The organism is Micromonospora coerulea, from assembly GCF_016598485.1.
Classification (GTDB): domain Bacteria; phylum Actinomycetota; class Actinomycetes; order Mycobacteriales; family Micromonosporaceae; genus Micromonospora; species Micromonospora coerulea.
In genome coordinates, this window is the sequence record NZ_JAEMUW010000028.1 from 25,193 (window position 1) to 39,228 (window position 14,036).

Annotated in this window: 15 protein-coding genes; 4 read left to right on the forward strand and 11 right to left on the reverse strand. The window is 74.0% G+C overall.

Going from position 1 to position 14,036, the window contains the following annotated elements; genetic code table 11:
- Positions 1-37: 37 nt before the first annotated feature.
- The 7 genes from era to I8N68_RS27310 all read right to left on the reverse strand — a co-directional run bounded on the left by era (position 38) and on the right by I8N68_RS27310 (position 6,152).
- Entirely contained in the window at positions 38-946 is a 909-nt protein-coding gene (era, locus tag I8N68_RS27280) for a GTPase Era (RefSeq protein WP_200215366.1), read from the reverse strand.
- Positions 943-1,329 carry a cytidine deaminase-like protein gene (locus I8N68_RS27285; protein ID WP_200215367.1) on the reverse strand — a complete coding sequence of 129 codons (387 nt, stop codon included), beginning with the start codon at positions 1,327-1,329 and terminating at the stop codon, positions 943-945. The genes era and I8N68_RS27285 overlap by 4 nt, the downstream gene beginning before the upstream one ends.
- On the reverse strand, positions 1,322-2,731 hold the full coding sequence (locus I8N68_RS27290) for a hemolysin family protein (RefSeq protein WP_200215410.1): 1,410 nt from the start codon (positions 2,729-2,731) through the stop codon (positions 1,322-1,324). Before I8N68_RS27290 ends, I8N68_RS27285 begins: the two co-directional genes overlap by 8 nt.
- On the reverse strand, positions 2,707-3,180 hold the full coding sequence (ybeY, locus tag I8N68_RS27295) for an rRNA maturation RNase YbeY (protein ID WP_200215368.1): 474 nt from the start codon (positions 3,178-3,180) through the stop codon (positions 2,707-2,709). The genes I8N68_RS27290 and ybeY overlap by 25 nt, the downstream gene beginning before the upstream one ends.
- Positions 3,181-3,198: 18 nt before the next feature.
- On the reverse strand, positions 3,199-4,257 hold the full coding sequence (locus tag I8N68_RS27300; protein WP_200215369.1) for a PhoH family protein: 1,059 nt from the start codon (positions 4,255-4,257) through the stop codon (positions 3,199-3,201).
- A gap of 135 nt (positions 4,258-4,392) precedes the next feature.
- Positions 4,393-5,781, reverse strand: coding sequence for a serine hydrolase domain-containing protein (locus tag I8N68_RS27305; protein WP_200215370.1), 1,389 nt, complete (start codon positions 5,779-5,781; stop codon positions 4,393-4,395).
- A 20-nt stretch (positions 5,782-5,801) separates the two neighbouring features.
- Positions 5,802-6,152, reverse strand: a complete 351-nt coding sequence (locus I8N68_RS27310) for a histidine triad nucleotide-binding protein (RefSeq protein WP_200215371.1) — start codon at positions 6,150-6,152, stop codon at positions 5,802-5,804.
- A gap of 69 nt (positions 6,153-6,221) precedes the next feature.
- Between I8N68_RS27310 and I8N68_RS27315 the strand changes: the two genes are divergently transcribed.
- On the forward strand, positions 6,222-6,983 hold the full coding sequence (locus tag I8N68_RS27315; protein ID WP_200215372.1) for an SDR family NAD(P)-dependent oxidoreductase: 762 nt from the start codon (positions 6,222-6,224) through the stop codon (positions 6,981-6,983).
- A 103-nt stretch (positions 6,984-7,086) separates the two neighbouring features.
- Here the strand turns inward: I8N68_RS27315 and I8N68_RS27320 are convergent, their stop codons facing one another.
- The 3 genes from I8N68_RS27320 to hrcA form a co-directional block, all read right to left on the reverse strand.
- Positions 7,087-7,821: a 16S rRNA (uracil(1498)-N(3))-methyltransferase gene (locus tag I8N68_RS27320; protein WP_200215373.1), complete on the reverse strand. Its 735-nt coding sequence runs from the start codon at positions 7,819-7,821 to the stop codon at positions 7,087-7,089.
- Position 7,822: 1 nt separating this feature from the next.
- Entirely contained in the window at positions 7,823-8,968 is a 1,146-nt protein-coding gene (gene dnaJ, locus I8N68_RS27325) for a molecular chaperone DnaJ (protein WP_200215411.1), read from the reverse strand.
- Between the two features lie 73 nt (positions 8,969-9,041).
- Complete coding sequence (hrcA, locus tag I8N68_RS27330) at positions 9,042-10,064, reverse strand: heat-inducible transcriptional repressor HrcA (RefSeq protein ID WP_200215374.1); 1,023 nt, start codon at positions 10,062-10,064, stop codon at positions 9,042-9,044.
- A 230-nt stretch (positions 10,065-10,294) separates the two neighbouring features.
- Here hrcA and I8N68_RS27335 point away from each other — a divergent pair, with 230 nt between their 5' ends.
- Entirely contained in the window at positions 10,295-10,936 is a 642-nt protein-coding gene (locus I8N68_RS27335) for a DUF4870 domain-containing protein (RefSeq protein ID WP_200215375.1), read from the forward strand.
- Positions 10,937-10,979: 43 nt separating this feature from the next.
- On the opposite strand, the gene hemW is transcribed toward I8N68_RS27335, so the two are convergent.
- On the reverse strand, positions 10,980-12,203 hold the full coding sequence (hemW, locus tag I8N68_RS27340) for a radical SAM family heme chaperone HemW (protein ID WP_200215376.1): 1,224 nt from the start codon (positions 12,201-12,203) through the stop codon (positions 10,980-10,982).
- A 19-nt stretch (positions 12,204-12,222) separates the two neighbouring features.
- Between hemW and I8N68_RS27345 the strand changes: the two genes are divergently transcribed.
- Entirely contained in the window at positions 12,223-13,032 is an 810-nt protein-coding gene (locus I8N68_RS27345; protein ID WP_200215377.1) for an enoyl-CoA hydratase-related protein, read from the forward strand.
- A gap of 117 nt (positions 13,033-13,149) precedes the next feature.
- Positions 13,150-14,013, forward strand: a complete 864-nt coding sequence (locus I8N68_RS27350; RefSeq protein WP_200215378.1) for a hypothetical protein — start codon at positions 13,150-13,152, stop codon at positions 14,011-14,013.
- The last annotated feature ends 23 nt before the right edge of the window (positions 14,014-14,036 follow it).

Genomic DNA, 14,036 nt, shown 5'->3' on the forward strand with positions numbered 1-14,036 from the left:
CCGGCCCCCATCCGGGAGCCGGCGGCCGGACGTACGGTCAGAAGCCGAGCTTGCGCAGCTGCTTCGGGTCGCGCTGCCAGTCCTTCGCCACCCGGACGTGCAGGTCCAGGTAGACCCGGCTGCCGAGCAGCTCTTCGATCTGCTTGCGGGCGGCGGTGCCGACCGCCTTCAGCCGGCTGGCCCGGTGGCCGATGACGATCGCCTTCTGGCTGGGCCGCTCGACGTAGAGGTCGGCGTAGATCTTCATGACCTGGCCCTCGGGGATCATCTCCTCCACCACGACCGCGATGGAGTGCGGCAGCTCCTCGCGGACCCCCTCCAGAGCCGCCTCCCGGATCAGCTCGGCGACCAGCACCTGCTCCGGATCGTCGGTGAGCATGTCGTCCGGGTAGAGCTGCGGCGACTCGGGCAGGTAGCCGGTCATCACGTCCACCAGGATGTCCACCTGGTGCCCGGAAACCGCGCTCACCGGCACCACGTCGGCGAACTCGCCCATCTCGCTCACCGCGAGCAACTGCTCGGCCAGCCGCTTCTTGTCCACCAGGTCGGTCTTGGTGACCACGGCCAGCACGGTCGCCTTCAGCTCCGCCAGCTCGCCGGTGATGAACCGGTCACCGCGGCCGACCGGCTCGTCCGCCGGGATGCAGAGACCGATCACGTCGACCTCGCTCCAGGTGGAGCGGACCAGATCGTTCAGGCGCTCACCGAGCAGCGTCCGGGGGCGGTGCAGGCCGGGAGTGTCGACCAGCACGAGCTGCGAGTCGGGACGGTGCAGCACGGCGCGGATGATGTGCCGGGTGGTCTGCGGCTTGTTCGAGGTGATCGCGATCTTCGTACCGACGATCGCGTTGGTCAGCGTCGACTTGCCGGCGTTCGGCCGCCCGACGAAACAGGCGAACCCGGCCCGGTACGGACGCGACTGCTCGGGGTCCGGAACGCTGGTCACTCGACCACCGTGCCGAGGATCGTGCCGTCGGGGGCGGCCACGTGGACCGGCGCGTCGGCGGAGAGGTCGCGGACTGCGGCGTGCCCGGCGCCGTCCAGCGTCGAGGCCTCGGTCACCACGACGGCGGCCTCCAGCCGGCTGGCGCCGGCGGCCACCGCCGAGGCGACCGCCAGCTGGAGCGCGGTCAGCGTCAGCGACGGCAGCGAGACGCTGGCCGCGGCGTACGTCCGGCCGTCCTGGTCGCGGACCGCCGCGCCCTCCACGGCGCCGACCCGGCCGCGCGCGCCCCGGGCCAGGATGATCAGCTTGCCGTCCTCGGCGGTCAGCTCGGCCGGGTCGGACGGGGTGGGCCGGGCCGCCGGCACGGCGGGTGACTCAGGCATCGGCGGGTTGCCTCTCCTCGGATCGGTTCTGGTTGCCGCGGGACTCGGCGTGGTCGCCGCGTCCCCCGTTGTCCTGCGCGTCGGTCGGCGCCATCCGGCTCACCAGTACGGTGTCGATCCGGTTGCGCCGCCCGGTGGTGCCCTCGGCGATCAGCCGGAGCCCGGACACCTCGGCCTCCGCCCCGGGGATCGGGACCCGGCCGAGCGACTGGGCGAGCAGGCCACCGACGGTCTCCACCTCGTCGGTGGGGAGCTCGGTGTCGAACAGCTCGCCCAGATTCTCCACCGGGAGGCGGGCGGCGACCCGCACGGCCCCGTCGTCCAGGCGTTCGACCGGCGGGCGCTCGACATCGTACTCGTCGGTGATCTCGCCGACGATCTCCTCGAGGATGTCCTCGATGGTGACCAGGCCGCCGGTGCCGCCGTACTCGTCGACGACGATGACCAGGTGGTTGCGCGCGGCCTGCATCTCCGACAGCAGGTCGTCGACCGGCTTGGACTCCGGCACGAAGGTCGCCGGGCGCATCAGCTCCGACACCGGCAGCTCCTCGGCGCGCGGGTCGCCACCCTGGGTACGCCGGATCAGGTCCTTCAGGTAGAGCACGCCCAGCACGTCGTCGACGCTCTCCCCGATCACCGGGATCCGGGAGAAGCCGGAGCGGAGGAAGAGCGCCAGCGCCTGGGAGAGCGTCTTGCCCTCCTCTATCCAGACCATCTCGGTGCGCGGAACCATCACCTCGCGGGCGATGGTGTCACCCAGGGCGAAGACCGAGTGGATCATCTGCCGCTCGCCGTGCTCCACCACCCCGCGCTGCTCGGCCAGGTCGACCAGCTCGCGCAGCTCCACCTGGGTGGCGAACGGCCCCTCCCGGAAGCCGCGCCCCGGGGTGACCGCGTTGCCGATCAGGATCAGCAGCGAGGCGAGCGGGTTGAGCGCCCGGCCCAGCCAGCGCACCAGCGGCGCGACCGCGCGCCCCACCGCGTACGCGTGCTGCCGGCCGAGGGTCCGCGGCGCGACACCGACCACCACGAAGCTGACCACGGTCATCGCGCCGGCGGTGACCAGGGCGGCGCGCCAGCCGGCGCCGAAGGTGTCCACCGCGACCAGCGCCACCAGGGTGGTGGCGGTCAGCTCGGCCAGCAGCCGGAGCAGGAGCAGGAGATTGAGGTGGCGGACCACGTCGCCGGCGACCGCCTGGAGGGCGCGGGCACCACGTGCCCCGTCCCGGCCCAGCTCGGCGGCCCGGGCCGGCGAGACGGCGGCCAGCGCCGCCTCGGTCATCGCGATGAGACCGGCGAGCACCACCAGCCCCGCCGCGAAGACGATGAGCTGAAGATCGGGGAGGCCGGCGGCTGGGCTCGCGGCCAGGGTGGTCATCACTTGGACCGGGTCGACCGCCAGCTGGCCAGCAGTCGGGCCTGGAGCGCGAACATCTCCCGCTCCTCCTCCGGCTCGGCATGGTCGTACCCGAGCAGGTGCAGCACGCCGTGCACGGTGAGCAGGTGCAGCTCGTCGGCGGGCGAGTGCCCGGCGGTGGCCGCCTGCTTGGCCGCCACCTCCGGGCAGAGCACGATGTCGCCGAGCAGGGCCGGCTCGCCACCGGCCGGGGCGGTCTCGCCCGGGCCGTGGTCGACGCTGCCCTCGTCCATGGGGAAGGCGAGCACGTCGGTGGGACCGTCGCCGCCCATCCAGCGATGGTTCAGCTCGGTCATGTAGTCGACGTCGACCAGCAGCACGGAGAGCTCGGCGAGGGGGTTGACCCCCATCTCGTCGAGGGCGTGCCGGGCGACGGCGAGCACGGCGTCGGTGTCGACCTCGACACCGGACTCGTTGGCGATCTCGATGGACAACTGTCTTCCCTTGATGAGTTAGCGGCGCCGGCCGGCGCGACCGCCCTGGGCGGTCCGCCCGGGCACGGCGTGCACGCTCTGCGCCTGCTGGTTCTCCCGCTCGGCGTCCCAGCGGGCGTACGCGTCGACGATCTCCCCCACCAGCCGGTGGCGGACCACGTCCGAGCTGGAGAGCTGGGCGAAGTGCACGTCCTCGACGTTCTCCAGGATGTCCCGGACCACCCGCAGGCCGCTGGTCGTCCCGCCGGGCAGGTCCACCTGGGTGATGTCGCCGGTGACCACGATCTTGGAATTGAAGCCGAGCCGGGTGAGGAACATCTTCATCTGCTCGGGCGTGGTGTTCTGCGCCTCGTCCAGGATGATGAACGCGTCGTTGAGCGTACGACCCCGCATGTACGCCAGCGGCGCCACCTCGATGGTGCCGGCCGCCATCAGCTTCGGGATGGTCTCCGGGTCGAGCATGTCGTGCAGCGCGTCGTAGAGCGGGCGCAGGTACGGGTCAATCTTCTCGTTCAGCGTCCCGGGCAGGAAGCCCAGCCGCTCCCCCGCCTCGACCGCCGGCCGGGTCAGGATGATCCGGTTGACCTGCTTGGCCTGCAACGCCTGGACGGCCTTGGCCATGGCCAGGTAGGTCTTACCGGTACCGGCGGGGCCGATGCCGAAGACGATGGTGTGCGCGTCGATGGCGTCGACGTAGCGCTTCTGCCCGAGCGTCTTGGGACGGATGGTGCGCCCGCGCCGGGAGAGGATGTTGAGGGTCAGGACCTCGGCGGGCCGCTCCGCGCTGCCCTGCTCGAGCATGCCGACGGTACGCCGGACGGCGTCAGTGGTCAGGGTCTCGCCTTTCTCGACCAGTTCGAGGAGTTCGCTGAAGAGGCGCTCGGCGAGAGCGTTGTCCGCGGGGGCGCCGGTGATGGTGATCTCGTTGCCACGCACGTGGACGTCGCTGTTGACCGAGCGTTCGACGAGTCGCAGGATCTCGTCGCCCGCGCCGAGCAGGTTCACCATGATCTTCGGGTCAGGGACCGTGATCCTGGTCTGCACCCGGGGCAGGCCGGGAGGTGGGGTGCCGGTCATAGATCGGGCCCGTCGGGCCCTGCGCCACCTGCTCTCGATCTCGGCGCCGGGCCCTGGTGGCGCGGCGGCTGGACGTTCTACCCATCGTATCGGGTCAACACCGCCCGCACCCCGCCCATTTCCGCTGCTGAGAGATCAACTCCCGGCGCGAAAGTCGTACCGGTCGAAGGTCTCCTGGGCGCGGGTGAAGCGGTAGGTGGCCCAGTGCATCCGGACCACCACGCCGCGCTCGTCCCGGGTGAGCCGCAGCAGCTCCCCCACCTCCCGACCGGCGACCGTCCGGAACACGTCCGGCCGCTCGGCCAGCGGCGCGAAGACGGCCGGCGGCCGGCCCGCCGGGTCGTCCGCCCCGCGGGCCCGCAGCGCGCCGTCGTGCCAGGAGAAGACGTACTCGAAGCCCTCGCCCCACCAGCGGCCCAGCACCCCGCGCAGGTGGTCCGGGGCGGGCGGGCCGGGCCGCCACGGCTCGACGTCGGCCGGGTCGTGCTCGGCCGCGGCGGCGAGCAGCTGGTGCGACAGCTCGAAGACCGGCACGCCGGTGCCGGACGAGCCCAGCACCGCGCACCCCATCGCGCCCGCGGTGCCGTCCCCGCCCCGCCGGCCGTACACGGCGGCCAGGAAACCGGGCATCGCGCCGTCGTGCCCGACGTGCAGCACCCGCTGCGGCTGCGGCTGCGGCTGCGGCACGAGGATCAGGCCGAGCCCGAACCCCGCCGCCCACAGGGTCTCGTCGGTGGTGGTCAGCGGCCAGCGCATCTCGTCCAGGGTGGCCGGGGCGAGCACCGCGCCGGTCGGATCGAGCGCCACCGGGTCGGCCAGGAAGGCCGCCCAGCGGGCCATGTCCGACGCGGTGCTCCAGAGCTGAGCCGCCGGGGCCACCGCGCCGAAGTCGGTCGGCGGCTCCGGGTGGGCCTCGTCGGAGTACGCGTCGACCAGGAAGCCGGTCGCCGCCCGGTCGCCCGGCGTCGGGCCGGTGGCGGTCAGCCCCAACGGGGCCAGCACCCGCTCCGCCAGCACCTCCGCCCAGCTGCCGCCGCGCAGCCGGGCGACCAGCTCACCGAGGAGCGCCATGCCGAGGTTGGAGTAGTGGTAGCGGCGGCCGGTCGGCAGCACCCGCTCGACCCGGTCCAGGTCGGCGAGGAGCTCCGCCACGCCGGGGGCCCGCAGGCTGTCCCACACATCGCCGTGCGGCTCCCGCTGCAGGCCGGCGGTGTGCGACAGCAGCCGGCGGATGGTCAGCTCCCCGTGTGCCGGCAGGTCGAGGTGCCGCCCGATCGGGTCGTCCAGGTCAAGCAGGCCGTCGTCCCGGCACTGCATCACCAGCACGGCGGTGAAGGTCTTGGTGACCGAGCCGATCCGGAACACGGTCTCCGGACCGAGCGGGGTGTCGTTGCCCGTGTCGCCCACCGTGCAGCTCCAGAGCGGGCGGTCGGCCCGGTGCAGGGCGGCCGAGACCGCCGGGACCCGACCTCCGGCCTGGGCCTGCCGCACCATCCGGCCCAGCCGGTCGTTCACCGTGATCATGGGTGCAGTCTAGAGATCGGTCAGCGGCAGAGCATCGGGCCGAGCGGGGCGCCGCCGAACAGGTGCGCATGCACGTGGAAGACCTCCTGGCCCGCGTACGGCCCGGTGTTGAACATCAGCCGGAAGCCGTCGGCGAGCAGCCCCTCCTCCTCGGCCACGACGGCGGCCGTGGCCAGCAACTCCCCGGCCAGTCCGGGGTCGCCCTGCGCGAGCGTGGCCACATCCGCGTAGTGCTCCTTCGGGATGACCAGCACGTGGACGGGCGCCTTGGGGTCGATGTCCCGGAAGGCGACGGTGGTGGCGGTCTCCCGCACGATGGTGGCCGGGATCTCCCCGGCGACGATCCGGCAGAACAGGCAGTCGGTTCCCATTCGGGCATGCTAAGCGCTGAGCCGGACCGCGCCGCGCCGCCACCGCCCGGGCCGGGCATGATGTCCGGCGTGACTTCTCGGGCGGTACTGGTGACGGGGGCCTCGCGCGGCATCGGCCGCGCCGTGGCGCGAGCGTTCGCGGCGGGCGGGGACCGGGTGGCGATCCACCACCGGGACTCGGCGGAGCTGGCCGAACAGCTCCGTGCCGAGCTGCCCGGCGACGGCCACGTGGTGGTCCGCGCCGACCTGGCCGACCCGGACGCGGTCCGGGCGATGGTGGACGCGGCCGCGGAGCGTCTCGGCGGGCTGGACGTCCTGGTCAACAACGCCGGGGTGTACGGGCCGCGGGACCTGCCCCACCCGGTCTTCGGCAACACGTACGCGCAGTGGCGCGCGCAGTGGCGGCTGGTGCTGGAGACCAATCTGACCGGCGCGGCCAACGTGACCTGGTGCGCCGCCCAGCACATGCGGGAGCGGGGCGGCCGGATCGTCAACGTCTCCTCCCGGGGCGCGTTCCGGGGCGAGCCGCAGCAGCCCGCGTACGGGGCGAGCAAGGCGGGGCTGAACGCGCTCGGTCAGTCGCTCGCGCTGGCCCTGGCCCCGTACGGCATCGCGGTGGCCACGGTGGCCCCCGGCTTCGTCGAGACGGACATGACCACCGAGCACCTCACCGGCGAGCGCGGCGACGCCATCCGCGCCCAGAGCCCGTTCAACCGGGTCGCCCGTCCGGAGGAGATCGCCGCCGCCGTCCACTGGCTGGCCAGCCCCGCGGCCGAATGGGCCTCCGGCACCATCGTCGACCTCAACGGCGCCTCCTACCTCCGCACCTGATCCCGCCCCGACCGTCGCCGGCCGAGCAGCGGCTCGGCGCCACGAGCCCTCCCCGGCGGGCGCCACGACTCGGCCGAGCTACCGGCGCCCGGCGAGCTGGCGGCTACCAGCGGTCGAGGCGGGTGGAGAGGACGCTGAGGGCCGCCACGCCGGCCGTGGAGGTGCGCAGCACCGAAGAGCCCAGCCGGACCGGGCGGGCCCCGGCCTCGCGGAAGGCCGACAGCTCGGCCGGGGCGATGCCGCCCTCCGGGCCGACCACCAGCACGATCTCGCCAGCACTCGGCAGCTCGGCGGCGGTCAGCCGCTCCTCGGCCTCCTCGTGCAGGACGAACGCGGCGGCGGCGCCGGCGATCCGCCGGACCACCGTCTGGGTGGACTCGTCCGGGGAGCCGGCCACCACCGGCAGCCACGCCCGGCGGGCCTGCTTGGCCGCCTCCCGGGCGGTCGCCGCCCACTTCTCCCGGGCCCGTACGCCCCGGTCGCCGCGCCACTGGGCCACCGAGCGGGACGCCGCCCAGGGGACGATCTCGTCCACCCCGACCTCCGTCATCGCCTGCACGGCCAGCTCGCCCCGCTCGCCCTTGGCGATGCCCTGCACCACCACGAGCCGCGGGACGGACGCGTCGACGTACCCCCGGGAGGTGATCCGGAGATCGAGGGTGCCCCTGCCGACGGCGGTGACCACGGCGGCGGCCGTGCCCCCGCGGCCGTCGGCGAGCAGCAGTTCCTCGCCGAGCCGCAGCCGCTGCACCGTCGCGGCGTGGTGCCCCTCCGGGCCGTCCAGGATCAGCGTGTCACCGGTGGGCAGCGCCTCGACCAGGAACAGCGGGGCGGACACCTCAGGCGTGCCCGTTGAAGGCGTCGCGCATCCGGGAGAAGAAGCCGCCCTGCTTGGTCAGCTCGGCGACCTCCTCGCCCCGGGTCTTGGCGAAGTCCCGCAGCATCTTCTCCTGGTCGGCGTCGAGCTTGGTCGGGGTACGCACGTCCAGGTGGACGTAGAGGTCACCCCGGCCGGTGCCGCGCAGGTGCGGTACGCCCCGGGCGCGCAGCCGCAGCGTGCTGCCCGGCTGGGTGCCGGCCTTGACGTCGACCGTCTCCTCGCTGTCGAGGGTCTTGATGCTCAGCCGGGTGCCCAGCGCGGCGGCGGTCATCGGCACGGTGACCCGGCAGTGCAGGTCGTCGCCCTTGCGGGAGTAGACGTCGTGCGGCCGCTCGTGGATTTCCACGTAGAGGTCACCGGCGGTGCCGCCACCCGGGCCGACCTCGCCCTGCTGGGCCAGCCGGATCCGCATGCCGTCCTCGACGCCGGCCGGGATCTTGACGGTCAGCGAGCGGCGGGTCCGCACCCGGCCGTCGCCGGCGCAGGTCGGGCAGGGGTGCGGGATCGTGGTGCCATAGCCCTGGCAGACGGTGCACGGCCGGGCGGAGACCACCTGGCCGAGGAAGGTCCGCTGCACCGACTGGACCTCGCCGCGACCGCCGCACGCCTCGCAGGTGGCCAGGTGGGTGCCGGCCGCGGTGCCGGCGCCGGCACAGGTGGTGCAGAGCACGGCGGTGTCGACGGTGATCGGCGCCTCGACGCCGAACGCGGTCTCGTGCAGGTCCAGCTCCAGGCGCAGGATCGCGTCCGCGCCCGGCCGGGTCCGCGGGCGCGGGCCCCGGGCACCGCCGGCCGCGCCGCCGAAGAAGGCGTCCATGATGTCCTGGAAGCCGACGAACGGGCCGGCCCCGCCGGGGCCACCCGGACCGCCGGCGCCCCCGCCGCCCGGCGCGAGCGGGTCGCCGCCCAGGTCGACGATCTGCCGTTTCCGGTCGTCCGAGAGGACCTCGTACGCGGCGTTGATGTCCTTGAACTTCTCCTGTGCCTCCGGGTCCGGATTGACGTCCGGGTGGAACTGTCGCGCCAGCTTGCGGTAGGCGCGCTTGATCTCATCGTCGGAGGCCTCCCGGCTCACACCGAGAATGCCGTAGTAGTCCCTGGCCACTGCGTTCCGTGTCCTCATGTTCGTCTCGCGTTGCGCCGGTCGGCGGCCGGAGCCGGCCGTCGGCCCTGACTGGTCAGTTCTGGGCCAGCAGCTCGCCCACGTAGCGTGCCACGGCTCGCACCGTGGCGATGGTGCCGGGGTAGTCCATTCGGGTCGGCCCGAGCACCCCGAGGCCGCCGACGATGGTGGCGCCCGGGCCGTACCCGGTGCTGACCACGGAGGCGGCCCGGAGATTGTCGATCTCGTTCTCGTCGCCGATCAGCACCCGGGTGGTGCTCGGCTCGGCCTCGCCGATGAGCTTGAGCAGCACGACCTCCTCCTCGAGCGCCTCCAGGATGGGGCGCAGCGAGCCCTGGAAGTCGAGCAGTCCGCCGCGGGTCAGGTTGGCGGTGCCGGCCAGCGCGATCCGCTCCTCGTGCCGCTCCACCAGGGTCTCCAGCAGCACGGTGGAGAGCGTGGTCATGGCGCCGCGCAGGTGCGGCGCGGCCTCGTCGACCAGCGCCTGGACCAGCGGCGGGGTCTCCGAGAGCCGGCTGCCGACCAGCTTCTCGTTGACCAGCCGGCGCAGGTCGGTGACATCGTCGGCCGGGATCGGCGCGGGCAGCTCGACCAGCCGCTGCTCGACCCGCCCGGTGTCGGCGATCATGACCAGCATCAGCCGGGTGGTGGAGATCGGCACCAGTTCCAGGTGGCGGACCGTGGAGCGGGCCAGCGACGGGTACTGCACCACGGCGACCTGCCGGGTCAGCTGGGCCAGCAGCCGCACCGTGCGGTGCACCACGTCGTCCAGATCGACCGCGCCGACCAGGAAGCGCTCGATGGCCCGGCGCTCGGCCGGGCTGAGCGGCTTGACCCGGGAGAGCCGGTCCACGAAGAGCCGGTAGCCGCGGTCGGTGGGCACCCGGCCCGCGCTGGTGTGCGGCTGCCGGATGTAGCCCTCCTCCTCCAGCACCGCCATGTCGTTGCGCACGGTGGCCGGGGAAACGCCCAGCTGGTGCCGCTCGACCAGGGCCTTGCTCCCCACCGGCTCCTGCGTGGCGACGTAGTCCTCGACGATCGCGCGCAGCACGGCGAGCTTGCGGTCGTCGAGACCCATCTCCCCACCTCCTGAAGCACCTCGACCCACCGGCGGTCCGGCACCGGCCGGGCACCTGGCACTCGACTGTAGCGAGTGCCAGTCTACGTCGGCGGCACCCCGGGCGCGATGATCAGCGACGGACCACGGATGGCCCCGCCACACCCGCTCCGCGCCAGGGCCGTTCAGTCGGACATCCCGGGCGGAGTCGCTCTGGTGCCGCGTTGCGGGCAACCCCTACCGTGACGTTCATGACTGAACCACCTCGCCCTCCCGGAGCGGGGGACGCCGGCGCCCAGCCGCCGGACCCGACCCCGCCGTCGGCACCGTACGGCTCGTCGGCGGACGAGCCGCCCACCGCACCACTGTCCGGGGCACCGGGCGCGGGCGGGTATCCCCCGCCCGGTGGCTATCCGCCCCCCTCCGGCGGTCAGCCGCCGTCGGGCGGCTACCCGCCGTCGGGCGGCTACCCGCCGCCGGGCGGCTACCCGCCGCCGGGTGGCGGCTATCCGACCGGCGGCGCGTACGGCGCCCCGAGCGGCGGCTGGGCCAACAACGAGGACAAGACCTGGGCGCTGATCGCGCACTTCGGCGGCGCGGCGGCGATGTTCGTCAGCGGCGGCGTGCTGGGTTGGCTGCCGCCGCTGGTCGCCATGCTGGCCCGGGGCAACCAGTCGCCGACGGTGCGCCAGCACGCGGTCGCGGCGCTCAACTTCCAGCTGCTCTGGTCGATCGTCGGCCTGGTCGGCTGGATCCTGGCCTGCATCGCGATCGGGTTCGTCGCGATCGCCGCGGCGGTGATCCTCGGCGTGGTGTTCGGCGTCCTCGCCGGCGTCAAGGCCAACGAGGGCCAGCTCTACCGCTATCCGATGAGCTTCAGCCTGGTGAAGTGACGCCCCACCCGGCCGGCCCACGGGTCGGCCGGGTGCCCGGTGGTCAGGGCAGCAGGTCGCGGACCACCGCGTCGGCCAGCAGCCGGCCGCGCAGGGTGAGCACCGCCCGGCCGGCCGCGTACTCCGGCGCGGCCAGCAGGCCGCCGGCCAGCGCCCGCTCCGCCCCGGCCCGGCCGGCATCGTCGAGCACGTCCAGCGGCAGCCCGGCGGCGAGCCGCAGCCGCAGCATCACGTCCTCCATGTGCGCCTCGTCGGGCGTGAGCAGCTCCCGGGCCAGACCGGGCGACTCCCCGGCGGCCAGCCGCTGCGCGTACGTGGTGGGGTGCTTGACGTTCCACCAGCGCACCCCGCCGACGTGGCTGTGCGCCCCCGGGCCGAGGCCCCACCAGTCCGCGCCGGTCCAGTAGAGCAGGTTGTGCCGGCACCGGGCCGCCTCCGACCGGGCCCAGTTGGAAACCTCGTACCAGGAGAAACCGGCCGCGTCGAGGGCGGCCTCCGCGGCCAGGTAGCGGTCCGCCGCCACGTCGTCGCTCGGGTACGCCAGCTCGCCGCGCCGCATCCGCGCCGCCAGCCGGGTGCCGTCCTCGACGATCAGGGCGTACGCGCTGACGTGGTCCACGCCCGCCGCGACGACCTGGTCCAGCGAGGCGGCGAAGTCCTCGGCGCGCTCCCCCGGCGTGCCGTAGATCAGGTCCAGGTTCACGTGGTCGAACCCGGCGTCGCGCGCCTCTGCGGCGGCGGCGGTGGCCCGACCGGCGCTGTGCGTGCGGTCGAGGATCGCCAGCACCCCGGGCGCGGCGGACTGCATGCCCAGCGAGATCCGGGTGTAGCCGGCGGCCCGCAGCGTCTTCAGCGATTCCGGGGTGACGGACTCGGGGTTGGCCTCGGTGCTCACCTCGGCGTCGGCGGCCAACCCCCAGGTGCGGTCGATCCCGTCGAGGATCCGGGCCAGGTCGTCGGCGGGAAGCAGGGTCGGCGTGCCGCCGCCGACGAAGACGGTGTCCACCCGCCGCGGCGGGGTGTCGCCCAGCACCCGGCGCGCGAGGGCCAGCTCGGCCAGCACGGTGTCGGCGTACGACTCACGGCTGGCCCCACCACCCAGCTCGGCCGCCGTGTAGGTGTTGAAGTCGCAGTACCCGCAGCGGCTGGCGCAGAACGGGACGTGCACGTACACGCCGAAACCGCGCGCGCCGACCGCGCGGGTGGCGGCAGCGGGCAGCGATCCGTCGCGCGGGACGGATTCGCCTTCTGGAAGAGCGCCGGGCATGGCAACTAGTGTGCCCGGCATGACCTCTCCGGACGCTCTCGTGCGGGTCGCCACGGCCCGTGGGGTGACCACCCTCACCCTGGACAGCCCGCACAACCGCAACGCGCTCTCCACCCCGCTGATGACCGAGCTGCTGGCCGGGCTGGCCGCGGCGGTCGCCGACGACACCGTCCGGGCGGTCGTGCTCGACCACAGCGGCCCGGTCTTCTGCTCCGGCGCGGACCTGAAGGAGACCGCCGCCGCGTACGCCAGCGGGACCGTGCCGGCCGGGATGCTCGGCGACGTGCTGGTGGCGGTGCGGGAGTGCCCGAAGCCGGTGCTGGCGAAGGTCGCCGGGCCGGCGCGGGCCGGCGGGCTGGGCCTGATCGCCGCGGCCGACCTGGCGGTCTGCGCCGAGGAGGCGACGTTCGCCTTCACCGAGGTGCGGATCGGGGTGATCCCGGCGGTCATCTCGGCGACCGTGCTGCCCCGGCTGCACCCCCGGGCCGCCGCCGAGCTCTACCTGACCGGGGACACCTTCGACGGCCGCCGGGCCGCGGAGATCGGCCTGGTCACCGCGGCGGTGCCGGCGGACGGGCTGGACGCGGCGGTGGCCCGGTACTGCGACTCCCTGGTCCGGGGCGCGCCGCGGGCCCTCGCCGGCGCCAAGGAACTGCTGCGCCGGCCGGCCGCCACCAACCTGCGCGGCGAGATCGCCGAGTTGGCCGCGCTCTCCACCGCATACTTCCTCTCCGCTGAGGGCCGGGAGGGCGTGCTCGCCTTCCGCGAGAAGAGACTGCCCGGCTGGGTGGCCGCTCTGAACGGCGGTCCGGCAGAGAGCGCGAGCTAGGACGGGCCGCGGCCGGACGCTCCCCGTGGTCACTCGGTGACGGAACGGGAGGCAACCGGTCGGACGACCCGACCGGCGCGACGGGGGACGTACGCTTGGCGGACTGTCGAACAGGGGGTGCGGGTGCGAACTCGGGCAATCGTGGCAGCCGGTGTGGTGGTGGCCGTCGTCGCCCTCCTCGGGATCTGGTTCGTGGCGAAGCAGTTCGGGCGCGAGCTTCGTCTGCCGACGGCCAGCCGCACCTGCACCGTCTCCGCGGACGGTCGGGTCGTGCTCGGCGCCGACCAGATGGCCAACGCGGCCACCATCGCGGCGATCGGGGCGCAGCGGCAGATGCCCGAGCGGGCCGTGGTGGTGGCCCTGGCGACCGCGTACCAGGAGTCGCACCTGAAGAACCTGGCGCACGGCGACCGGGACTCGCTGGGCCTGTTCCAGCAGCGCCCGAGCCAGGGTTGGGGCACCGCGGAGCAGATCCGGGACCCGCGGTACGCGGCGAACCGGTTCTACGCGGCCCTGAAGAAGGTCAAGGGCTGGCAGGAGCTGCGGGTCACCGAGGCCGCCCAGCGGGTGCAGCGGTCGGCCTATCCCGAGGCGTACCAGAAGTGGGCGGACGAGTCCCAGGTCCTCACCCGCGCGCTGCTCGGCCATGCGACCGGCGCGGTGGCCTGCACGGTGGGGCCGACGCCGGCGATGCGCGGCCAGGCCGCGGCGGCCGCGCTGATCCAGGGGCTGACCCTGGACTGGGGGCTGCCGGGCGTCGCCGCGCCGACCGACCTGACCGGGCTGGCGGTGTCGGCGACGGACAGCCGCAACGGCTGGCGGTACGCGCACTGGCTGGTGTCACACGCCGACGACCACGGCGTGAAGCGGGTCCGCTTCGGCGACCTGGAGTGGACCGCCGAGCAGGGCACCTGGGCGCGGGTGGCCGACGGCCGGGCGGCGCCGACGCAGGTGCTGGCGGAGGTCTTCGCCGACACGTAGGCCCGACGGCGTGCCGGGCGGGG

Excerpts from the sequence above, each read along its gene's own strand:
- hrcA (WP_200215374.1), bottom strand. The coding sequence starts at position 10,064 with ATGGGTCTCGACGACCGCAAGCTCGCCGTGCTGCGCGCGATCGTCGAG.
- I8N68_RS27335 (WP_200215375.1), top strand. The coding sequence starts at position 10,295 with ATGACTGAACCACCTCGCCCTCCCGGAGCGGGGGACGCCGGCGCCCAG.
- I8N68_RS27310 (WP_200215371.1), bottom strand. The coding sequence starts at position 6,152 with ATGGGAACCGACTGCCTGTTCTGCCGGATCGTCGCCGGGGAGATCCCG.
- I8N68_RS27345 (WP_200215377.1), top strand. The coding sequence starts at position 12,223 with ATGACCTCTCCGGACGCTCTCGTGCGGGTCGCCACGGCCCGTGGGGTG.
- I8N68_RS27285 (WP_200215367.1), bottom strand. The coding sequence starts at position 1,329 with ATGCCTGAGTCACCCGCCGTGCCGGCGGCCCGGCCCACCCCGTCCGAC.
- I8N68_RS27305 (WP_200215370.1), bottom strand. The coding sequence starts at position 5,781 with ATGATCACGGTGAACGACCGGCTGGGCCGGATGGTGCGGCAGGCCCAG.
- I8N68_RS27300 (WP_200215369.1), bottom strand. The coding sequence starts at position 4,257 with ATGACCGGCACCCCACCTCCCGGCCTGCCCCGGGTGCAGACCAGGATC.
- hemW (WP_200215376.1), bottom strand. The coding sequence starts at position 12,203 with ATGCCCGGCGCTCTTCCAGAAGGCGAATCCGTCCCGCGCGACGGATCG.